At 46.5% G+C, this 22,368-nt stretch carries 24 protein-coding genes; 14 read left to right on the top strand and 10 right to left on the bottom strand.

All coding sequences use genetic code 11. The features are described from left to right. Window positions 1-22: 22 nt before the first annotated feature. From tmk to ACS5WU_RS02930, 10 genes are all read left to right on the top strand, one after another. Entirely contained in the window at window positions 23-664 is a 642-nt protein-coding gene (tmk, locus tag ACS5WU_RS02975) for a dTMP kinase (protein ID WP_465088926.1), read from the top strand. After that, window positions 657-1,601, top strand: a complete 945-nt coding sequence (locus ACS5WU_RS02970; RefSeq protein WP_302761343.1) for a DNA polymerase III subunit — start codon at window positions 657-659, stop codon at window positions 1,599-1,601. Before tmk ends, ACS5WU_RS02970 begins: the two co-directional genes overlap by 8 nt. Beyond that, the gene (locus ACS5WU_RS02965; protein ID WP_059108586.1) at window positions 1,598-2,482 is read left to right on the top strand and encodes a PSP1 domain-containing protein; all 885 of its coding nucleotides are present in this window, start codon (window positions 1,598-1,600) and stop codon (window positions 2,480-2,482) included. The genes ACS5WU_RS02970 and ACS5WU_RS02965 overlap by 4 nt, the downstream gene beginning before the upstream one ends. Before the next feature lie 66 nt (window positions 2,483-2,548). After that, complete coding sequence (locus ACS5WU_RS02960; protein ID WP_046442258.1) at window positions 2,549-2,719, top strand: DUF362 domain-containing protein; 171 nt, start codon at window positions 2,549-2,551, stop codon at window positions 2,717-2,719. A gap of 79 nt (window positions 2,720-2,798) precedes the next feature. Then, window positions 2,799-3,575, top strand: a complete 777-nt coding sequence (locus tag ACS5WU_RS02955; protein ID WP_465088925.1) for a tRNA1(Val) (adenine(37)-N6)-methyltransferase — start codon at window positions 2,799-2,801, stop codon at window positions 3,573-3,575. Next, entirely contained in the window at window positions 3,562-4,398 is an 837-nt protein-coding gene (rsmI, locus tag ACS5WU_RS02950) for a 16S rRNA (cytidine(1402)-2'-O)-methyltransferase (protein WP_046442256.1), read from the top strand. The genes ACS5WU_RS02955 and rsmI overlap by 14 nt, the downstream gene beginning before the upstream one ends. Window positions 4,399-4,527: 129 nt before the next feature. After that, entirely contained in the window at window positions 4,528-5,244 is a 717-nt protein-coding gene (locus ACS5WU_RS02945) for a 2-phosphosulfolactate phosphatase (protein WP_046442255.1), read from the top strand. Window positions 5,245-5,364: 120 nt separating this feature from the next. Continuing rightward, window positions 5,365-7,317: a methionine--tRNA ligase gene (gene metG / locus ACS5WU_RS02940; protein ID WP_302761347.1), complete on the top strand. Its 1,953-nt coding sequence runs from the start codon at window positions 5,365-5,367 to the stop codon at window positions 7,315-7,317. 4 nt (window positions 7,318-7,321) lie between these two features. Then, window positions 7,322-8,098 (top strand): TatD family hydrolase, encoded by a 777-nt coding sequence (locus ACS5WU_RS02935; protein ID WP_320606716.1) that lies wholly within the window; start codon window positions 7,322-7,324, stop codon window positions 8,096-8,098. Window positions 8,099-8,158: 60 nt separating this feature from the next. Continuing rightward, window positions 8,159-8,743 carry a TatD family nuclease-associated radical SAM protein gene (locus tag ACS5WU_RS02930; RefSeq protein ID WP_046442253.1) on the top strand — a complete coding sequence of 195 codons (585 nt, stop codon included), beginning with the start codon at window positions 8,159-8,161 and terminating at the stop codon, window positions 8,741-8,743. 48 nt (window positions 8,744-8,791) lie between these two features. Here ACS5WU_RS02930 and ACS5WU_RS02925 read toward each other — a convergent pair whose 3' ends face one another. The 7 genes from ACS5WU_RS02925 to ACS5WU_RS02895 form a co-directional block, all read right to left on the bottom strand. Beyond that, on the bottom strand, window positions 8,792-9,799 hold the full coding sequence (locus tag ACS5WU_RS02925) for an aldo/keto reductase (protein ID WP_302761334.1): 1,008 nt from the start codon (window positions 9,797-9,799) through the stop codon (window positions 8,792-8,794). A 153-nt stretch (window positions 9,800-9,952) separates the two neighbouring features. Then, window positions 9,953-10,645 carry a hypothetical protein gene (locus tag ACS5WU_RS02920; RefSeq protein WP_465088924.1) on the bottom strand — a complete coding sequence of 231 codons (693 nt, stop codon included), beginning with the start codon at window positions 10,643-10,645 and terminating at the stop codon, window positions 9,953-9,955. Between the two features lie 17 nt (window positions 10,646-10,662). Next, on the bottom strand, window positions 10,663-11,502 hold the full coding sequence (locus ACS5WU_RS02915) for an ABC transporter ATP-binding protein (protein ID WP_046442249.1): 840 nt from the start codon (window positions 11,500-11,502) through the stop codon (window positions 10,663-10,665). Further along, the gene (locus ACS5WU_RS02910; protein ID WP_046442248.1) at window positions 11,499-11,867 is read right to left on the bottom strand and encodes a GntR family transcriptional regulator; all 369 of its coding nucleotides are present in this window, start codon (window positions 11,865-11,867) and stop codon (window positions 11,499-11,501) included. Before ACS5WU_RS02910 ends, ACS5WU_RS02915 begins: the two co-directional genes overlap by 4 nt. A gap of 143 nt (window positions 11,868-12,010) precedes the next feature. Continuing rightward, complete coding sequence (locus ACS5WU_RS02905) at window positions 12,011-12,424, bottom strand: EamA family transporter (RefSeq protein WP_320607073.1); 414 nt, start codon at window positions 12,422-12,424, stop codon at window positions 12,011-12,013. Between the two features lie 94 nt (window positions 12,425-12,518). Next, complete coding sequence (locus ACS5WU_RS02900) at window positions 12,519-12,974, bottom strand: GNAT family N-acetyltransferase (protein WP_046442247.1); 456 nt, start codon at window positions 12,972-12,974, stop codon at window positions 12,519-12,521. A gap of 104 nt (window positions 12,975-13,078) precedes the next feature. Further along, window positions 13,079-13,864, bottom strand: a complete 786-nt coding sequence (locus ACS5WU_RS02895) for a JAB domain-containing protein (protein ID WP_302761903.1) — start codon at window positions 13,862-13,864, stop codon at window positions 13,079-13,081. Window positions 13,865-14,016: 152 nt separating this feature from the next. Here ACS5WU_RS02895 and pepV point away from each other — a divergent pair, with 152 nt between their 5' ends. Next, the gene (gene pepV, locus ACS5WU_RS02890; RefSeq protein WP_302761901.1) at window positions 14,017-15,402 is read left to right on the top strand and encodes a dipeptidase PepV; all 1,386 of its coding nucleotides are present in this window, start codon (window positions 14,017-14,019) and stop codon (window positions 15,400-15,402) included. 22 nt (window positions 15,403-15,424) lie between these two features. Then, the gene (locus tag ACS5WU_RS02885; protein ID WP_302761899.1) at window positions 15,425-17,221 is read left to right on the top strand and encodes an alanine--tRNA ligase; all 1,797 of its coding nucleotides are present in this window, start codon (window positions 15,425-15,427) and stop codon (window positions 17,219-17,221) included. Between the two features lie 59 nt (window positions 17,222-17,280). Here the strand turns inward: ACS5WU_RS02885 and ACS5WU_RS02880 are convergent, their stop codons facing one another. The 3 genes from ACS5WU_RS02880 to ACS5WU_RS02870 form a co-directional block, all read right to left on the bottom strand. Then, on the bottom strand, window positions 17,281-17,949 hold the full coding sequence (locus tag ACS5WU_RS02880) for an HAD family hydrolase (protein WP_046442242.1): 669 nt from the start codon (window positions 17,947-17,949) through the stop codon (window positions 17,281-17,283). 95 nt (window positions 17,950-18,044) lie between these two features. Then, on the bottom strand, window positions 18,045-19,082 hold the full coding sequence (gene lepB, locus ACS5WU_RS02875) for a signal peptidase I (RefSeq protein WP_302761897.1): 1,038 nt from the start codon (window positions 19,080-19,082) through the stop codon (window positions 18,045-18,047). Next, window positions 19,063-19,263: a DUF951 domain-containing protein gene (locus tag ACS5WU_RS02870; RefSeq protein WP_046442241.1), complete on the bottom strand. Its 201-nt coding sequence runs from the start codon at window positions 19,261-19,263 to the stop codon at window positions 19,063-19,065. Before ACS5WU_RS02870 ends, lepB begins: the two co-directional genes overlap by 20 nt. Before the next feature lie 274 nt (window positions 19,264-19,537). On the opposite strand from ACS5WU_RS02870, the gene ACS5WU_RS02865 reads away from it, so the two are divergent. Next, on the top strand, window positions 19,538-20,479 hold the full coding sequence (locus tag ACS5WU_RS02865; RefSeq protein ID WP_046442240.1) for a magnesium transporter CorA family protein: 942 nt from the start codon (window positions 19,538-19,540) through the stop codon (window positions 20,477-20,479). A 374-nt stretch (window positions 20,480-20,853) separates the two neighbouring features. Next, window positions 20,854-22,143, top strand: a complete 1,290-nt coding sequence (locus tag ACS5WU_RS02860; RefSeq protein WP_046442238.1) for a UDP-N-acetylglucosamine 1-carboxyvinyltransferase — start codon at window positions 20,854-20,856, stop codon at window positions 22,141-22,143. The last annotated feature ends 225 nt before the right edge of the window (window positions 22,144-22,368 follow it).

Here is a 22,368-nt window from a genome sequence, read left to right as displayed (position 1 = left end):
GTTGAGGAAAGGACCAAAGGAAGTGAAGGGATTATTCATTACGTTCGAGGGTGTGGATGGCTGTGGCAAAAGCACTCAAATGCGTTTTTTATCAGAATATTTGATGGAAAACGGGATTACGCCCGTTTTGACAAGGGAGCCGGGAGGCACTGTAGTTTCAGAGAAGATCAGGGATTTGGTGCTCGATATCGAAAATACAGAGATGGGAGACCGGACGGAGGCGCTTCTTTACGCTGCGGCGCGTGCGCAGCACGTTGAGCAGGTGATCTCGCCCGCTGTTGAGCGGGGTGAAGTTGTTCTGTGCGACAGGTTTATTGATTCGTCGCTTGCCTATCAGGGCGTGGGACGCGGGCTTGGCGTGGAAGCCGTCATGAATATAAACCAGTTTGCAATGGGCAGTATGATGCCGGATAAGACCTTTTTCCTGGATTTCCCGCCGCATCTGGCGTTTGAACGCATGAGCAAAAAACGTGTGCACGACCGGCTGGAAACGCAGGAGGAAGAGTTTTATATCCTGCTTTATAACGGCTTTGTAAAGCTTTCTGAGATGTATCCGGAGCGGATTGTTCGTATCGATGCGTCCGGTGACAAATATACGACGCAGGATATTGTGCGTGCAAAAATGACTGAAATTCTAAAAGCGGGCGGCGTTTGGAATGAATGAAATTTTTGAGAACGCTGTAAAAACTGGCAATATTGCAGGTGCATACCTGATTTCAGGCGTATCGCCGGAAACGACAAGACGACAGATTGATGAATTTTTACTGCACGTTTTTTGCGATCAGGGAACTGCCTGCGGAAAATGTCCGGGTTGCTTGAAATACCTGCACAAAAGCCATGTAGATATTGTGACGGTGGAAGCGGCAAAAAGCACGATCAAAATCGACGATGTGCGGGAAATACCATCCCTTGTGTCGAAAAAACCTTATGAAGGCGGGTATAAGGCGGTAGTGATCGCACAGGCTGACGTAATGACGCCTCAGGCACAGAACGCTCTTTTAAAGGTGATTGAAGAACCGCCGGAAAATACTGTGTTTGTTATGGGGGCGCAGAACACCAAAAATATATTGCCTACCATACTTTCGCGGTGTATAATTTTAAAGACGTCTCTTTCCCGCGAACAGGCAGAGCAAGAGCTGTGCAGGGAACAAAAAATTCCTACGTTGCGCGCGCGTGTGCTGAGCAATGCGGCAAAGGGAGACTACCATCTGGCTGTTTCCTATCTGCAGGACGGCTTTTTTGAAATCAGGGACGATATGATCCTTGCTTTAAACCGGCTTTGGACTTCAAAAAATATGGCGACGAGCGCTACGCTGGCGTTGTTTTTGAAGCATGATGCAAAAATTGATTTGTGTCTTACGGTGGCGTTACAGTATATTGCGGATGTGTTGCTTTACAAACATACAGGCGAAGAGAGCGGATTGGTAAACGAGGATAAACTGCGGGAAATCAAAGAACACGCCAAGCTGCGGGATTATGTTCTCTGCAATACGCAGATACAATTATTTGAGTGCATGGTAAAGCGTGCGCAATGCGCCGGGTTAAACACAAAGTTGGCGCTGGAAAGTATGCTTTTTCATATATTGGAGGTTATTTTATGAATTCAATCATTGGGGTGAGGTTTTCGGAGATCGGAAAGATTTACTATTTTGATCCCGGCGATCTTGCAATACAATTAAACGATAAGGTTATTGTGGAAACAGCGCGCGGAGTCGAATTCGGCGAGGTTGTGCTCGCTCCACGGCAGGTTGAGGATAAGCAAATCGTAAAACCGCTGAAAAAGGTAATACGCAAGGCGGAGACGAAGGATTTCAAAAAAGTGGAATCCAACAAAAAGAAAGAAAAAGAAGCGTTTGGCGTTTGTGTGGAACGGATCGCCAAGCATAAAATGGATATGAAGCTGATCGATGTAGAGTATACGTTCGACAGCGGAAAAATTATTTTTTATTTTACAGCGGAGGGAAGGGTTGATTTCCGTGAACTGGTGAAGGACCTTGCATCCGTATTCAAAACGAGGATCGAGCTGCGGCAGATCGGCGTGCGCGACGAGGCAAAGAAGATTGGCGGCCTTGGGCCGTGCGGGAGACCTTGCTGTTGCAGCGCGTTTTTGGGGGATTTCCAGCCGGTGTCAATCAAGATGGCCAAGGAACAAAGTTTATCGCTTTCTCCAACCAAGATCAGCGGTTTGTGCGGAAGGCTGATGTGCTGTTTGAATTATGAGCATGAGCATTACCACGATATGCGCCGCAGGCTTCCAAGACATGGAAGTATTGTAAAAACACCGGACGGGGAAGCTGAGGTAATTGATACCAACGCATTGACTGAGATGGTAAAGGTCAGGATTACTTTAAAAGACGGGACCTTCGACATCGAGGAATATGACCTTAAGGAAATCACGGTAAAAAGCCGTAAAAAAGAGGCTCCTGTGAAGGAAGAAGAAATAATCGTGGACGACGAAATAAAATCCTTGTTAGATAACTAAAAAAAGGTTGCATTTTCGTCAATGAATGGTAGAATATAACTGTATTAAGTATGGAGGTGAACGAACATGGCATACAAAATTTCAGACGCTTGCATTTCTTGTGGTGCTTGTGCTGCAGATTGCCCTGTAGATGCAATTTCTGATGGCGGCGATCAGTATGTAATCGACGCTGATACGTGCATCGACTGCGGTTCCTGTGCATCAACGTGCCCCGTAGAAGCAATTTCTGAGGGTTAATCAGCAAGAAGTGTAAATTAACATGGTTTTTTAAAAGAAATCTGCATATGCAGGTTTCTTTTTTTTACCGTTATTTGTCATGTGGATATGGTATAATAAAGAACATATGGAACGGATAGACGATCTGCAATTAAAAGGGCTTAAAATTATACAGGATACGGATCTGTTTTGCTTTGGAACGGATGCGGTACTGCTGGCCGACTTTGTGAAACTGAAAAAGAACAGCAGGGTTGCGGACCTTGGAACGGGAATGGGAATCCTGCCGCTCTTACTTTTCGGGCGCAGGCAGGATATCACCGTAAAAGGGCTCGAGCTGCAAAAAGTATTGTATGACCTTGCGTGCCGGAGCGTAGAGCTCAATGGGCTTGAAGCAAATATAGAAATGATAAACGGCGATATTTGCAGTGCTGCAAAGCTTCTTGGGACGGGGTTTGATATTGTGGTGTCAAATCCTCCGTATGAAAAGAAAACGGCGGGAGTCGGGAGCGAATGCGAATCCCACCGTATTGCACGGTTTGAGGTTGCAGTTACGCTGCGCGGGCTGTGTGCAGCTGCGGGAAGCCTATTGCAGACCGGCGGACGGTTTTATATGATCCACCGCGCTTCGCGTCTTGCGGAGATTTTCGAAGAGCTGAAGGGATGCCGGTTGCAGCCAAAGGAGGTACGCTTTATTCACAGCTATGTGACAAGCGAGCCGGCGCGCGTTCTGCTTTCAGCAATGAAGGATGGAGGGGAAGGGCTGCGTATACTTCCGCCGCTCATCGTACACGAACGTGACGGCAGCGAGACGGAAGAAGTCCGGCGTATTTATTGCAGGGACGGGCAGCAGACGGGAGACGGAAATGGAACAGGGTAAGCTTTTTTTGGTAGCAACGCCAATCGGCAATTTAAAGGATATTACGCTGCGCGCGCTTGAAACGCTCCGTGAGGCCGATGTAATTGCGGCTGAGGATACAAGGCATACAATAAAACTGCTCAATCATTATGAAATCAAAGGAAAGCTCATGAGCTTTCATGAATACAGCAGGGAATCGCGTTTTGAAGAGCTGCTTGAAATTCTGCACGATGGAAAAAAAGTGGCGCTCGTATCGGATGCTGGCACACCGGTGATTTCTGATCCGGGATTTGCGCTTGTGGCGCGGTGCGTACAGGAGGGGATATGCGTGGAAAGCATTCCTGGTGCGTGTGCTGCAGTGACAGCAGTTACACTGTGTGCAATGGATTGTTCCCATTTTATTTTCTGGGGATTTTTAAGCCAGAAGCAGAACGCGCGCAGGAAGGAATTGGAGCGTATTGTGCAAATGCAAATGCCCTGCGTTGTATATGAAAGCCCGAACCGGATTGTGAAAATGCTGGAGGATGTCTGCACTGTGTGCGGAGAAGATACTCCTGTCTGCATTTGCAGGGAGCTGACGAAGCTTCATGAAGAAGTCCTGCGCGGCACGGCAAAGCAGGCGTTTGAGAGCTTTGCAGGGAGGGACGCAGTGAAAGGGGAGTTTGCAGTCGTTTTTTATCCGCAGGAGAAAACGCAGATAATGGACGAAGCGGAAATCGCGGCGGCGCTTAAACTGTATCTGGAAAAAGGCATGACAAAAAAATCGGCAGTGAGCCAGGTGGCGGAGCAGGCTGGTATCCCAAAGAACCGGGTTTATCAAATAATGCTACAGCTCGGGGAATGAAGAATTTCAATCTGGAATAGACAGGTATTGTTAAAAAAACCGTTATATAGCCATTTTCAAAGGTTGAATTTTGGCTCTGGATGTAGTAAAATAAGGAATCGAGTCAGTAAAAGCACAAAGAGGTAACATATGAAAATTATTAGTTCAGCAGTATTTTGCGATTTACCAAAAAACGAATTACAGGACAAGACAGCAATCATGGTAGACGCGCTACGTGCGTCGGCAACGATTATTACCGCAATCTCCAACGGGTGCGACAGGATCGTTCCCACAGGAGAGGCGAATGAAGCGGCAGCCATCAAAAAGATTTCCGAAGGAAATGTTCTTTTGTGTGGTGAAATGGCAGCAAAGAAGGTCAGCGGATTTGATCTGGGGAACTCCCCGCTTGAATATACGCAGGATATTGTGGAAGAGCGGATTATTATTTTTTCAACGACAAACGGTACGGTTGCGATCAAAACGCTTGCGCCGGCAGAAGATGTATTGATTGGCACGTTTATCAATGCAGAAGCGGTCGCAAAGAAGGCGATTTCGCTTGAGCGCGACGTTGTGATGGTTGGAGCAGGAACAAAAGGGAAATTTTCGACGGACGATATGATGGCGATTGGCTGTATTATAGACCGGATGCTTAAAATCGACGATGAGATTGAGCTTGACGATATGGGCAGGGTGGCATTGAAGCTGTACCATGACGCAAACCACGACATCTTAGGGGCGCTTGAGGGCAGCACGCATTTTGAATATCTGAGGCAGCTAAAGCTCTATGATGACTTGGAATATTGCACGCGTGAGGATATGTTTGACGTGGTGCCGGTCTATCAGGAAGGCGTTATTATCAAAGGATAGCCTGACAGGCAAAATGAAAACATTAAGACGCAGCGTTTGCTGTGTCTTTTCTTTTTTGATGGGGACGGTTCGTGCTATTGAAAAAACAGGTGCAAAACGGTATAATAAAAGTTATGCCAGATAAAAAGGAGCCTTGAAAAGATGAGCGAAAAATTCTATATTACAACACCAATCTACTACCCGAGTGATAAGCTTCACATTGGGCATGCTTACTGTACAACTGCGGCAGACAGCATTGCGAGATTTAAACGCCTGACAGGATACGACGTAATGTTTCTCACAGGGACGGACGAGCACGGACAGAAGATTGAAAAGGTTGCTATGGAAAAGGGCATGGAGCCTAAGGAGTATGTGGACGGAGTTGTGGCGCAGATCAAAGATTTGTGGAAACTGATGGACATCACAAACGATGATTTCATCCGCACCACAGATAAACGGCACGAGGAATGCGTACAAAAGATTTTTCAAAAGCTTTATGATCAGGGCGATATCTATAAAAGTGAATATGAAAGCTGGTATTGCACGCCGTGCGAAGCCTTCTGGACAGAGCGTCAGCTTGTGGACGGAAAGTGCCCGGACTGCGGACGCGAGGTGCATAAGGTAAAAGAAGAAAGCTACTTTTTCCGTGCGTCAAAATATGCCGACAGGCTTATCCAGTATATTGAAGACCATCCTGAATTTATCCAGCCGGAATCGCGCAAAAATGAAATGCTCAATAATTTTCTGCTTCCAGGTCTGGAAGATTTGTGCGTGTCGCGTTCATCCTTTAAATGGGGCATCCCTGTTCCATTTGACAAAGACCATGTGATGTATGTGTGGATCGACGCGCTTTCCAACTATATTTCAGCACTGGGATATCTATCAGATGACGACAGCAAATTCAGGCGTTATTGGCCTGCGGACCTGCATCTTGTCGGCAAAGAAATCATCAGGTTCCATACGATCACATGGCCGACGATCCTGATGGCATTAGGACTGCCATTGCCGAAGCGTGTATATGGCCATGGCTGGCTGACGTTGCAGGGCGGAAAAATGAGTAAAAGCCGTGGAAACGTCGTTGATCCGGTTGTGCTTGTCGGGCGTTATGGAGTTGATGCGATCCGCTATTTCCTGATGCGGGAAGCGCCGCTCGGAAGCGACCTGATGTTTTCAAACGAGTTATTGCTGAGCCGGATCAATGCGGATTTGGCAAACGATCTTGGCAACCTTTTGTCGCGGACAGTAGCAATGATCGGAAAATATTTTGACGGTGAAATTCCGGCGATGGGAGAGAAAAAACCTGAGGATAAAGAGCTGATTACCTTTGCGGAAAAGCTTCCGGCACATATGGATGCACTGATGAACGACTGGAAGGTCTCTGAGGCTTTGACGGAGATATGGCAGTATATCGGCATGCTTAATAAGTATATTGATGTGACGATGCCCTGGGCGCTTGCAAAGGATGAGGCGCAAAAAGAACGGCTTGGCAGTGTGATGTACCACCTTGCGGAAGGGCTGCGCTTTGTGAGTGTGCTGATTGAAGCTGTGATGCCGGAAACTGCGGTCAAAATCAGGACACAGCTCGGGATCGGTGGCCGCAGGGAGTTATGCAGCTGGGAAAGCATCGGTTCTTATGGAAAACTTGGTGAAGGAATCAGAGTCAGCAAGGGAGAAGCGATTTTCCCGCGCATTGATATTCCAAAAGAGCTCGACGCACTTGACCAGTTGATGAAAGCAGCGCAGGAACAGGCTGCCCAAAAGAGTGAAGAAAAGACAGAGCAAATAACAATCGACGATTTTAAAAAGGTACAGCTTAAAACTGCAAAGGTCACGGCCTGTGAGAATCTGGAAGGCTCGGATAAATTGCTGAAGCTGACAGTAAAATGCGGAGGCGAAACGCGCACGATTGTTTCCGGCATCAGGGAAAGCTTTACAGCGGAAGAAATGATAGGTAAAACGGTTATCATCGTAGCGAACCTGAAGCCCGCCAAATTGCGCGGCACGCTCTCTGAGGGCATGATACTGGCGGTAGGGGATAATCCGGATATTGCGCTTGTAACAGCCGATGCAAAGGATGGGATGATCGTTGGATAACCAAATGATGCTTTTTGACACGCACGCGCATTTATTGGACGAGCGTTTCGACGAAGATCGGGAGGAGCTCATCGGACGCTTGCCACTCGAGGGGGTGGAATATGTCGTGGAGGCTTCCTCAGATCTTGCGGACAGCATTCGCGCCGCGGCGCTTGCAAAAGAGCATAGGATGATCTACAGCGCGGTAGGCGTTCATCCCCATAGTGCGGGTGAATGGGACCAAAAGACTGCAGTTGCTCTGCGCTCGCTTGCAAAGGAAGAGAAAGTTGTGGCGATTGGTGAAATAGGACTCGATTACCATTACGATTTTTCTCCCCGCGAAACGCAAAAAAAAGCGTTCGAGCAACAGGTAGAGCTGGCACTTGAGGTGAATCTTCCCATTGTGGTGCACAGCAGGGAAGCGACTGCCGATACGTTGGAAATCCTGCGTAAATTTCCGCAGGTGCGAGGGGAACTGCATTGTTTTTCAGGCAGTGCTGAAACTGCGCGGGAGCTTGTGAAAATGGGCTTTTATATTGCCTTTGGCGGAGCACTCACCTTTAAGAATGCGAGAAAGACGTTGGAGGCTGCGCAGGCTGTGCCGATGGAACGGTTGCTGATTGAGACGGACTGCCCGTATATGACGCCGGTGCCTCTCCGCGGCAAACGGAACGAGCCCGCATATGTGCGCTATGTTGCACAGCGGCTCGCAGAAGTAAAGAATGTTGATGAGGCGGAAATTGCACGTGTTACCATGAAGAATGCAAAACGGTTTTTCGATATCGAATCCGGTTTAGAATAATAACAGCAAGGAAAATAAATTGTATGCCTGCGGGCATACGGGAAACGCAGGAAAGACGGTTTGAATACTTTTACTTACAAAATAGGAAACGATACTTATATCAACCTGACCAACAAATGCACGAATGATTGCGAATTTTGTGTCAGGAGAAACGGAAAAGGCGTTGCGGGTTACGACCTGTGGCTCGAAAGGGAGCCAAGCGCGGCTGAAATTATAGATGAATTGGAAAAAGATCCGACTGACGTTGTGTTTTGCGGGTTTGGGGAACCAACGATAAAGATAGACGAGCTTAAGGAGATTGCAGCCTATGTAAAGCGTTACGGCGGACATACGCGCATCAATACAAACGGGCATGCAAGCGCATTCCACGGTCGTGATATTGCGGCGGAACTTCAGGGAATCATTGACGAGGTGTCGATCAGCCTTAACGAAGCGGACGCGAAGAAATATGAAGCCGTAGTCCACAGCCGGTACGGCGAAGACGGATTTCGTTATATGCTCGACTTTGCGCGGGACTGCGTGAAATATGGAATCAAGGTGACGCTTTCTGTTGTAGACGTGATCAGCAAAGAAGATATTGAGACGTGCAGGAAGATAGCAGAGGATATTGGAGCGCACTTCCGGGTACGTACTTATATTTCCTGACAGATAGAATAAAAAAACGTATTGCCAAAGCAATACGGTTTTTTTAGTTTAATGTTTTTCCAGTCCGCAAATCAAATCGATCCTGTCAAGTTCTTCCTGTGTCAGCGGTGAACGGTTTACGATTTGAAGGTTGTCGGTAAGTTGTTCCGGTCTGGATGCCCCGACCAGTACGCTTGTGATGTCAGAATCCTTAAGCACCCAGCCGAGTGCGAGCTGTGCAAGCGACTCATTTCGCTGCGCAGCCAGATCGTTTAAGGCGTTGATTTGCGCAAGCCTGTCACGCGTAAGGTCATCTTCATGCAAAAAGCGTCCGTCTGTCTTGATGCGGCTGTCCTGCGGGATACCGCCAAGGTAACGGTTGGTGAGCATACCCTGCGCAAGCGGGCTGAAGGCAATAATCCCTTTTCCATGCCGTTTTGCAGCATTTTTCAAGCCGTTTTTTTCAATCGTCCGGTCAAAGATGGAATATCTGTTCTGATTGATGATGAAAGGGCAGCGCAGGCTGCTGAGGATTTCGGAAGCCTCCTCCATATGAGGCCCGTCATAATTTGAGATGCCTGCATATAAGGCCTTGCCGCTCTTTACAGCCTGGTCGAGCGCTAGCATCGTTTCTTCAAGCGGCGTTTCCGGATCCATGCGGTGATGGTAAAATATATCGACGTATTCAAGCCCCATACGCTTGAGGCCTTGATCGAGACTGGAAAGCAGGTATTTACGGCTGCCCCAGTTTCCATAAGGCCCTTCCCACATATCGTAACCGGCCTTGGTACTGATTATGAGCTCGTCGCGGTAACGTGATAATTCGTTTCTCAGGATACGGCCACAGTTCACTTCCGCGCTGCCGGGCGGAGGACCGTAATTGTTGGCAAGATCAAAATGCGTGATGCCGCCGTCAAAGGCAGTAAAGCACATGGCTTTCATATTTTCATAATTGCCATTGGCGCCGAAGTTATGCCAGAAGCCAAGCGAAATTTCAGGAAGCTTCAGCCCGCTGCTTCCGCAGCGGTTATAATTCATGGTTTTGTAACGTTCCGGAGATGCGGAATATTTGTACATACGGAAGGGCCTCCTTGTATTATAATCATTATTGCTATTATAGCACCGAATAACCATCCATGACGAAAAATCTGGAAAAAGGAGGGATACAATCGGTTTTATTATGAAAAAAAGGAAGGCGAAGCCTTCCTTTGTACTGCGCAGATTGAAAATCTAATGGAGCTTGATCTCTATACGGTGTGTCACGAGCCAACCCAGCAGTGCAAAAATCGCGGCAAGAATGAGCCATACACAAGCCGAATAGAGCAAACTGGCGGACATCCATGTATATAGAGCGAGAAAAGCCTGCTGCATGGGCCAAAATGCGGCGCCGGGTTCTGCCAAGACCGTATTGGCGATCAACAGGATCAGCAGGATAGGAACAAGCACAGATACAAGCGTTTTTGCAAGCTTGCCCATTTTGTAATAGCCGCTGCTGATAAAATATCCCAGTGTGGTAAGGAACAGAAAAAGAGCAAACCCGAATATAAATTCATCAAATAAAGAGCTGTGAATGAGCGCCATTTCCGCAGGCAGGGATGAATAGGTTATTGCATCTACAGCAGCACAAAATATGGAGGTAAGCGCACACAGCGCCAGTGAAGAAATCAAAAAGCTCACATAATGTGTGCGGCGGGAGACGCCGTTTGCAAGGGCAAAACGAAGGTTCTCAGAGAAGCTGGCAAGACCAAAAACCAACATAAAAATACTGGCGTAGGCGATTGAGGTCGTACTGAAGGTAACGCCGGAAGTAAGCGAGACCGTGATGGTTGCACAAGCGGTCAGTACGGTAACAATCAGATAAAAAAGTAAAAAGGCAAACCGGTTCGTCATAAGCTGCCATTGAATCATTTGTTTGATTTTCATTCGTGTTTCCTCGCTTTCTACGCGTTTGTCAGGTGTATAAACAGCTGCTGCAGGTCAAGGGGCGTTACCGTTAGCCCTGTGGGGATTTCATCTTTTTCTCCAAGCACAAACGCTATCTTAAGCCCGCCTAACTGCTGCACGCCTAAAATATTTTTGCCCGCACACCAACTGTCCACATCTTCCGATTTTCCGGATATGGTATAGCCCATACTGTGCATTTCTTCAGTGGGACGTTCCAATAAAAGCCGTCCTTCTTTTATGATTACAACATGCTCGATAAGCGAAGCAACTTCTTCGATCAGATGCGTTGAAAGCACAATCGTACATGGATAATCGCTGTAGCGGGCAATCAATTCTTCATAAAAAAGCTGCCTGTGATTTGCGTCAAGGCCCAAAACCGGTTCGTCGAACAGCAGATAGTCGGCGCCGGATGCGAGAGTCAGAATGAGCTTTAGAATAGACTGGTAGCCAGTTGAAAGTTGCCCGACCTTTTGCTTCATTGCCAGGCCAAACTTTTTACTCAGGGAATCGGCGTAATCCATATCAAACTTTGGATAAAAAAGACTCGTCCAGTAAAAAAGCTTGCTTAAGCGGACGGAAGGTTCATAGAGCATATTTTCGCTCATGTAAAAAATTTTTCCGAGCGCCACATCATTTTCAAAGCAGGGCCGGCCGTCTACAAGAACGGTTCCTGCAGTAGGGAAGATACGGTTTGTGATCAGGTTCAAAAGCGTGGATTTGCCTGCGCCGTTCCGTCCTAAAAGTCCATAAATATGCTTTTCCTGGAAAGTAAGGTTCATATGTTCGAGCGCAGTAATATTTTTAAACTGTTTGGTTACATTTTTTATTTCTATCATGACTGGTCTCCTTTCGTGATCATGCGAATGATGTCCTGCTCCTTGATATCCAGTTTTTTTGCTTCTGCCAAAAGTTTTACAATATAGTCCTCATAAAATGACTGCCTGTGCTTTTCACGTATTTTTTTGACAGCCCCTGCCTTTACAAACATGCCGACTCCGCGTTTTTTGTAAAGGATATCCTGGCTGGCAAGGATATTGACGCCTTTCAGGACTGTAGCGGGATTGATTTTGTATACGGTAGAGATTTCCGTAGTGGAAGGTATCTGCGTCTCCTCCGCGAATGCACCGGAAAGGATTGAATCCTCAATTTGGCTGGCGATCTGGATATAGATTGGGATATCGATATCAAAATCAATTTGCATAATGGAACTCCTTTTAAAAACTTAAGTGGTTAACTACTTATGTAACTAACTATAGAACGAGATGGAAAATTTGTCAATGTTTTTTTAAAAAGAACAAAAACAGGAGTGTATCTACACTCCTGCCAAAAATTGTAAAATAATTACTAAAGGATCATTACCAGCGTGCCCAGTGTGATTAAAATGCCACCCGCGATGGTTTTGGCAGTGACTGCTTCCTTGAGGATGATAAAGGCGAGCACCATACTGATTACAACGCTGAATTTATCAACGGGAACAACCTTTGAAGCGTCGCCGAGCTGGAGCGCTTTGAAATAGAACAACCATGAAAGGCCGGTGGCAATACCGGAAAGAATAAGGAAAATCCAGGATTTTACAGTAATATTTGGGATTTCAAACTGGGTTCCGGTCATAAAGACGATACCCCACGCCATGATCAGCACGACAACCGTGCGGATTGCCGTTGCAAGGTTTGAATTCATGTCCTGTATGCCGATTTTTGCAAGTATGGCGGTAGCGGCCGCAAATACAGCCGATAACAGCGCAAATACAACCCACATCCTTTTTCCTCCCCGAAGCGTTTTCATAAAGCCTCACTCCTTTGATGACAGGAAACGAAAAAGGCCGCAGAACCTGCGGCCAAATGATGTAAAGTTAAAGTTCCTTTTGCAGCATCAGGATTTCTTCACCGTTGAGTATCTCACTTTGCATACTGTCGCTGGCGACAAACCCAAGCTGCTCGCGATAAATCTTGAGTGCACGGTAATTGGCAGGGTCGACATTGACCTCGACGATTTTGATACCAAAGGTCCGCATATCCGCAAATGCAATATTCAACAGGGAAATTCCAAGGTTGGGATATGTCTGCGGATCAATGATATTGATGCTGTGAAGGAATACCTTGTCCGGATTGTCAAAATTCCGCATGAAATAAACAGCACCAAGGATTTCGTCGTATTCCACGGCAACATAAACACGTGCGTGACGAAGCATCGCAATGAGGTCAAAAACGTCAAGCGCGCCGCCTTCATAGGATGAATTTTCAATCTGGATCAGTTGTTCCACCAAATCAAAATCACGTTCTTTTATATGAAAATATTCAATAGCCATAATAAGTCCTCCAATATTTAGAAATACAGTAAACTTGTAATTCCAAAAAAATTATACCTAAAAATACTGGTTATTGCAAGTAAAAGCACTAAAATAGGACGGCGTCAAATGAGGGGAGGAAAGGAAAACAGCTTTGCTGCGTCCTGCATAACACGTCCGGAATATTGCGCGGCGCGCGCTTCCTTGGGTGTAAGCTTATTGTCCTCATCCTGCAAGAGCAGTCTCTCTGAAAAGCTGAACGCATCGTCCGTGCCAATGATGATATGGTCGAGAAAAGAAATTGATAGCGCGTGCATTGCATTGAATATATGCGATGTTGTTTCGATATCGCTGACGCTTGCAAGACAGCTGCCTCCCGGATGATTGTGGGCGACCATCACTTTTTCCGTGCCGGTACGAATCACAACTTCCGTGATATGCCGGATATAAACCGGCGCTTCTGTTGTGGTACCGCGGCTTAGCCGTTCGGTGTGCCTGACACGGAAATGCGCGTCAAGGCAAATAACATAAAATTCCTCCTGCAACTTTCCGCGAAACAAATGTTTGACATATTCGATTGCCGATTCAATCGATGTGATTTTTGTCCCTTCAGCGAGATCGTTGAGCCAGTACTTTCGCGACAACTCAGATTGCAATTTAATCAATGCGGCGGCGCTTTCGCCTATACCTTCCACAAGGGCAAGGTCTGCCGCGTTGGCATCGAAAACATGCTTCAGGCTACCAAATTTATGCAGCAGCCTATGTGCCAGCTCATTGGTATCCCTGCGTGGAATTGCATAAAACAAAAGAAGCTCAAGCGCTTCGTGTTCTTCAAAGGAATCAAGCCCGTCGCGCAGGAACCGTTTTTTGAGCCGCTGCCTGTGTCCGTCGTGTATTGAAATAATAGTCACCTTTACTTTCCGCAAACATTTACAGTTAATTAATTCGCCATATGCTGCAAGGAATCCTTTTCCTGCCAAAATGCTAAAAAAACAATGTATTTCAAGCTGAAATCTGATATAATAAGAACGATTTGTTCTGGAAAAATAAAGGAGAAAAGAAAATGTTGGATTTTTCGCTTGCCCCGCGTAAAGATGAAATGATTGACGCGCTGTGCAGGATATTAAAAATTGAAAGCGTAAAAAGCCCGGCGCAGGGAAATATGCCATACGGCAAGGGCGTATTCGACGCGTTGATTAAAACATTGGGGATTGCGGAAAAGCTTGACTTTGACAGTGTGAATTTTTATTCGCATTTGGGATATGTGGAATACGGCGACGGAGACGAGATGTTTGCGATTGTAACGCATCTTGACGTCGTACCTGCAGGAGATGGATGGACAGTCCCGCCCTTTGACGGCACGGTTAAGGATGGCAGAATTTACGGCAGGGGAGCGATTGATGATAAGGGGCCTGCGATTGCGGCGCTGTTTGCACTATCGGCAATCAAAGAAAACTGTATCAGTCTCAATAAGCGCGTGCGCCTTATTTTTGGTTGCGATGAAGAGAGCGGCTGGTCTGATATGGATTTTTATAAGAAAAACGGGGGAGAAATCCCGACAATGGCGATATCGCCCGACGCAGAATTTCCAATTATCAATGCGGAAAAGGGATTGTTGCATCTTGTCGCAAAAAAGAAAGCATACCCGATCGACGAGCAAAGCGGCGGTTTGATCGTGCGTTCTCTCTCGGCGGGAGAGCGTGTGAACGTCGTTCCGGCTGTATGCACCTGTGAAATTTCTGGAAACGCACAGGCGGTTATACAGATGATGGATATTTTTAACGAGGATTCTCCGGTCAAGGTTACTGCGGAAGAAATAAACGCTGGAGTCAGACTTACCGCGCATGGTTTTTCCGCGCATGGCTCGAAACCGGATGCGGGAAAAAATGCGTTGACGTATATGATGCAGTTCCTCAATATGCTGCCTTTGCGCAAAAATGCTATTAGTGATGCGATTTATGAATTGGCTGAGCAAATTGGCCTGCAAACGGACGGAACAAATCTGGGGATTGCGGCGCAGGACGAGTCCGGAGCACTGACGCTTAACCTTGGATATTTTAAAACGACGGAGGAAGGAGTGGAAGCGGGAATTGATATCCGCTATCCAATCCATAGCGATAAGGAAACGATCCTGTCAAAAATAAACGGCAGATTTAAAGAGCTTACCATTCGAGAGGAATTTTCCCGCGCGCCTCATTTTGTGCCGGAGGATTCCCCGCTGGTGCAGGGCCTGAAACAGGCGTATGAAGAAGTAACGGGAGATAAGGCCTATTGTATGACAATGGGCGGTGCAACTTTTGCGCGCGCATTTCCAAACTCGGTTGCGTTTGGGGCGTTGTTTCCGGGGCAGGAGGGAACGGAGCATCAGCCGGATGAATATATTGAAATCGATTCACTGGTCAAAGTAGCGGATATTATTGCAAACGCCATATTGGTGTTGTGTAAATAGGAAGAGAACAAAGGAGTTTGGAATGAAGAACTTAACGAGCGACGATTTAAGGCAAATGTATTTGGATTTTTTTAAAAGCAAGGGACATACGGTAATCAGGAGCGCATCCCTGATACCTGAAAACGATCCTACCGTGCTTTTTACGACTGCGGGTATGCACCCGTTGGTTCCTTATCTGCTGGGGGAAAAGCATCCGGCGGGAACGCGTCTGGTGGACGTACAAAAGTGTGTGCGTACCGGCGATATCGATGAAGTGGGCGACGAATCACATTGCACATTTTTTGAAATGCTCGGGAACTGGTCGCTTGGCGATTACTTTAAGAAGGAAGCAATCTCGTGGAGTTATGAATTTTTAACCGATGAAAAGTGGCTGGGAATCGATAAAGACAAGCTTTATTTTACCTGTTTTGCAGGCGACGAGCACGCACCGCGTGATATGATGGCTTTTGAGACCTGGCGTTCTATGGGCGTAGATGAAGATCACATTTTTTTCCTTCCCAAGGAGAATAACTGGTGGGGGCCGGCAGGGATTACCGGGCCGTGCGGGCCGGATACCGAGATGTTTATCGATACCGGAAAACCGGCTTGCGGGCCGGATTGCAGCCCTGCCTGCGATTGTGGGAAGTATCTTGAAATATGGAACGACGTATTCATGGAATACAACAAACAGGCGGATGGCTCTTTCTTGCCGCTGGAGCATAAAAACGTAGATACAGGAATGGGCCTTGACCGCACGATTGCGATTTTGCAGGGTAAAAGCTCCGTATATGAGACGGACGTATTTGCGCCGATCATTGCAAAGATTGAAGAGCTGTCCGGCAAAAAATATGAGGGTGCGGACGATGAAACGAAAAAAGCGTTCCGTATCGTAGCGGATCACATACGCTGTTCGACCTTCATGATTGGCGATGAAAAGGGTATTACTCCTTCCAATGTGGACCAGGGTTATGTTTTGCGCCGTTTATTACGCCGTGCGATTCGGTTTGCGGGCAAGCTGGGGATTGCGGAAGGGAACCTTTCAAAAATCTCAAAGGTTGTGATCGATAAATATGCGCACGCATATGATGAGCTTCATACGAATGAAAAGAAGATATTGGCAGAGATCGAAAAGGAAGAAGAACGTTTCCAGAAAACAATTTCACAGGGCCTGAAGGAATTTGAAAAGACTGTGGAAAAGATGCAGGGAGATATCATCGATGGGAAAAGTGCATTCCGTCTTTATGATACCTTCGGATTTCCGATTGAATTTACATTGGAGCTTGCGGAAGAACGTGGGCTGAAGGTTGATAAAGAGGGGTTTGATAAGGCTTTTGAGCATCATCAGGAGCTTTCGCACGCAGGAGCGGAGCAACGCTTTAAAGGCGGCCTTGCAGATACAAGCGAGCAGACGGCGAGGCTGCACACGGCGACGCATTTGCTGAATGCCGCACTCAGGAAGTACCTCGGAGAGGACATCACGCAAAAAGGTTCCAATATCACCGCGGAGCGCTTGCGGTTTGACTTTAATTTTGACCGTAAGGTTGAGCGTGATGAGCTTGACCAGTTAGAAGAATATGTAAATGAGGCGATTGCGGCAGGGCTTGACGTCGTGGAAGAAGAAATGAGCGTAGACGAAGCCAAAAAGCAGGGAGCAATGGGCGTATTTGATTCTAAGTACGGCGAGATCGTGAAGGTATATACGATTCCCGGATACTCCAAAGAAATTTGCGGTGGACCTCATGCAAAGAATACTGCGGAGCTTGGTCATTTTAAGATCAAAAAAGAGCAGAGCAGCAGTGCGGGTGTGCGCAGGATAAAGGCAGTGCTTGAAAACGACTGACAATAAAAGTAAAAAAGCTCCGGGGTTTTAAATCCCGGAGCTTTTTTGATTTGGTTTCATCAGCGGCCCTGAAAGCGGGAAAGCAGGGGAAGGAAATCTGAAATCACATGATCCACATAAGTGAGGTCGCCAAATGCACCCGGCGTTTTTTCGATTGCATATACTGTGCTCACCCCGGCCCTCTTTGCCGATTCCGCGCCATGGGGAGAATCTTCCACTACAATACAATTTTCCGCGGGGACGCCAATATTTTGAGCGGCCTTGATGTAAAGGTCGGGCTCAGGTTTGCCACGCATCGTACCATCGATGTATGTAATTTTATCTACGTCGAACCAATTTGCCAGATGAAATTCGCGGATGTAAAAATCCAGATTCGAACGTTCGGATGCTGTCGCGATGTTTCTGGGAATATCCTTTTCTTTCAGGAAATCAAGAAATTCGTTCAGGCCATCCACAAAGCAGAAGCTTTTGGGATCTTCCAGGCAAAGCTGCCGATAAATACTTTCCTTTTCTTCAGAAAGCTCAAAAATTTTTTCGGCTGGTAGTTCGTTGCCAAGAAAATGCTTGATAATGGCTTCATTGCTGCGGCCGTGCGGGTTATACTCCAGAAGCGTTTCCAGCGAAACGTCGCCTCGGCCGTATTTGGGCAGAAATATTTGCCACGCTTTGTCGTGTTTGTCAGAGTCAAAAAACATGGTGCCATTGAAGTCAAATAAAATTGCTTGCATCGTTGTTCCTCCAAATCTATTTACAAAAATATAATACCGGTGTATTGGCAAGAAAAAACGCGCCCGCCGGATAAGGCCGCGCGTTCTCATTACCGTTATTGAACCGAATGTATCTTATCAAGAGGCCAGATCACGGACATCGCATGACCGACAATCTGGTCTGTCGCAATCGGGCCGATATAATCCGTACGGCTGTCAAGCGAATGGGCGCGGTTGTCTCCCATGACAAAAACAGTATCCTCGGGAACGGTAACCGCCTCCATATCCATATATGGTTCAGTGCTGTTGATGTAAGACTCAGTAAGCGGCTGGCCATTGACATAAACAGTGCTGTCTTTTATCTCAATGGTATCCCCGGGCAGGCCAATCACACGTTTAACATAGGTACCTTCCATATTGGGGTAGTGCACGATGATAATATCGCCGCGTTCGGGAAGGCCAAAATATCTGCTGACCTTCTCAACGGCAAGCTTCTCATCGTTTTGCAGCGTAGGAACCATCGAGTCGCCGTCCACCATTATGATCTCAAACAGGAAGGAACGCACAAGCAGCGCGATTATGATTGCGGCTATGATTGAAAATATCCACCCCCATACAATACGCGATTTTGTGACAAGCTTCTCTTCCTTAATACGTTTCTTCTTTCGTTTGCGCCCAAACTCGTCATAGGTTATAAGGTCGTCATCCAGAGGTTCGATTTCATCGTCCTTTTCTTCACGCAGGGAACGCTGAACACGATAGGGGCGTTCGAGACTTCCGTCCGGCCTGGGATCGTTATTGGAATACGCCTCGTCAAACGGAATGGTATCCTCATAAAAAGTCTGCTCGGCATCGTATTCTTCCACGCCGTCATCATAAAAATCATCGCGGGGGGCTTCGTGAAACCGTTCGGTAATCAGCTCAGGCTCTTCACCAATCTGCATATCCTCAAGGTATGGATTACGCATATGGCGGGGGCGGGATAAATCTTCCGAAGGGTTCTTTACAGGCTCCTGAATATTTTCGTTTTCGTAAGGGTTTACGAGCCTGCGTCCGTAATGCTTTTTGTTCTCCTGCTGTCCGGAGTTCCGGGCGTTTTCATTTTCTATTCCAATCCGCCGCGGTCCTCTATATCTATTGTTGTTTTCTTCCATTCGTAATAACCTTTTTCATTCGTTTCATAAATGTCCCGTAATCGAGCATAACAATATGCCCGCATGTGAGACACTTTATCTTGATATCAGCTCCGGTACGCAGGATTTGCCACTCGTAGCCACCGCAGGGATGTTTTTTTTGCATAACGACAACATCGTTACATTCAAATTTCTGTGCCATTTTGCTACCGCCCCGGTAAGCCGAAAAATATCATCATAATGTTTTTATTATACTATATCCATGATAAAAATCCTAGCAGAAAATGAAGTGCTTGCATATCAATTTGAATGGGGCTATAATTATGATTGGACTTTTAACGGAGCGATTATTTCGGGAGGTGAAAAACACGTGGACGCAGACCCTAAACGAACGAGTGTAGGATTGATAAACGGCGGTGTGCGTGAGGTGTTTTCTATCTGCTGCGCCGCCTGCTTAATGGGAGTAGGTGATTTTAATGATAAGGATTTTCAGCTCCGCTGAGAATAATGTATTCAAAGAAATAGACAGAATAGAGCCGGGTGCGTGGGTTCATTTACTTGATCCTACGGAGGAGGAACTTGTTTTTGTGAGGGATACCCTGCACATTGAAGATGAGTTTATTCGTGCCGCGCTCGATGAAGAGGAAACAGTCCGTATCGATGCGGAGGAAGACCAGACGCTCGTTTTGGTGGATATCCCGATTGTCAGCGCGGAGAGAAGTTCCTTTATGTATACGACGCTGCCAATGGGAATCATCATAACGGCGGATAACATTATAACGGTGTGCCTCGAGGAAACATCTATTCTTGAGGATTTCTGGAACAAAAATGTTCGCGGTGGTTTTGATACCTGCAAAAAAACACGTTTTTTACTTCAGATTTTATATAAGAATGCAGGAAAATATCTGCAATATCTGCGTCAAATCGATAAAGCATCCACACAGGTGGAAAACGCACTGCATAAATCGATGAAAAACAGTGAGCTGATCCAGATGCTCAAGCTTGAAAAGTCATTGGTATATTTTTCGACCTCCCTCAAGTCAAACGAGGTGGTGCTGGAAAAAATGCTTAAGTCGAAAGTAATACAGAATTATCCGGATGATCTGGACCTGCTGGAGGACGTTATTATAGAAAATAAGCAGGCGATTGAAATGGGAACAATCTACCGGGACATTCTTTCTGGGACAATGGATGCGTTTGCAAGCGTGATATCAAATAATCTGAATATTGTCATGAAGGTTTTAACTTCCCTTACAATTATTCTGGCCATACCGACGGTATTTGCCAGCCTGTGGGGTATGAACGTAGGCGGGATTCCGTTTGCAGATAATCCAATCGGCTTTATGTGGGTTACCGTGATTGCCCTTGGAAGCACGGGCATTGCGGTTTGGTTTCTCTGGAAAAAGAAAATGTTTTAGCTGTGTTTTCAGAGGCTTAAAGTATTGATATAATATTGGCTGCGGCAATTACAAATTGCCGCTTTTCTGTTTTAATACCTTTTCTACAGTCAGGAAAATGTAATCCACTTGCTTCTCGTTTTTTTATGAGATATCATGAAAAAATCAAAACGAATCGATTTTGTACCGATTCATTCATTTTACAGAATGCAGATCAATATACGTTGCCATTTGTTAATATGCTGAATATCATTTTCCTTCTTTAGGATTTTTGTTGCAGAAAAAAACGCTGCCTGACCGTTATTGTTGAAGGGCAAAATAGTTTGCTTGAAAAAATAACTTGCAGATGTTACAATAAATTGAATAATAAAACTATAAGGAAGTATCCTGATAATATGTTAGAAAAAATTGTAATAAACGGCGGAATACCGCTTAAAGGCACCATAGAAGTTACGGGGGCCAAGAATGCGGCGGTAGCGATTTTGCCTGCGACGATTTTGGCGCGTGGAATATGCGTGATAGAGAACCTTCCAAGGATTGCCGATGTGCTGATCATCAAACGCATTCTGGCTGAAATCGGCGCGGAAGTGGAATTTGACGAGAACGGTACCATGACGGTGGATACCACCAATATTAATACAAGTAAAGTAACGATGAACCTCGTAAAAAGGATGCGTGCATCTTATTATATGCTGGGGGCGCTGCTTTCACGCTTCGGCGACGCAGAAATCAGCCTGCCGGGCGGCTGCACGATTGGTGAACGGCCCATAGACCTTCACATCAAAGGTATGGAAGCGCTTGGCGCTAATGTCAAGACGGAATACGGCAGGGTTGTAGCGACTGCGCCGGAAGGCCTGAAGGGCTGCGATATCTATATGGACAAGGTTTCGGTGGGCGCTACGATCAATATTATGCTTGCATCGGTATGCGCCAATGGGCAGACATCCATTATCAATGCGGCAAAAGAACCGCACGTTGTAGATGTAGCGAACTTTCTTGTGTGTATGGGTGCGAAAATCAAGGGGGCGGGCACGGATGTCATCCGTATCATTGGCGTGGAAAAGCTGCATGGCTGTAATTATTCGATCATTCCGGATCAGATTGAAACAGGGACGTTCATGATTGCCGCCGCTGCGACGCGTGGCGATGTGACGATCAAAAATGTAATCCCAACCCACATGGAAGCGCTTACTGCCAAAATGCAGGAAATGGGAGTTGAAATTCATGAGGGTGCGGATTTTATACGCGTTACCTGTGATAAACGTCCGAGATCGGTCAAGATCAATACGATGCCATATCCAGGATTTCCAACGGACCTTCAGCAGCCGGCGACGGTGCTTCTTTCCACGGCGGAGGGTACCAGTATGATTACAGAAACGATTTTTGAATCTCGTTTTAAGCATATCAAGGAAATTCGGCGTATGGGCGCGCAGATCACGACGGAAGACCGCGTGGCGGTTGTCGAAGGCGTTGACAGGCTAACGGGCGCGCCGGTAAGCGCAACAGACCTTAGGGCGGGCGCAGCGCTCATTGTCGCGGGATTGATGGCGGACGGAACGACTGAAATCCAAAATGTAAAGTATATTGATCGCGGTTATGATCACATTGAGGATAAACTGAAAAAGCTGGGAGCCGATATCCGGCGTGAAGAAGTGGTATACACTGAGGATGAAGATATTTTTTAAGGGAAGAAGCAGCAGGGCTGCGGCAGGGGAAGATGCCGCAGCTTTTTTATTGAATTACGTTGTATGTCCTTGCTAACGTATAAAGCAAGTGGAAGTTGTTATTTGCTTAAGTATATGGGATATAAAAGATCGTGATTCTATTTGTTAGAAAAAGTTTATTAAATAATGCAAAGAATATGCTATAATATCATGTAATATCTAATTGATTACCACAGGGAGGTATGA

The organism is Christensenella sp. KGMB01412 (assembly GCF_055522415.1).
Note: the sequence above shows the minus strand (reverse complement) of the source record. Positions and strands in the feature narration are given on the sequence as shown.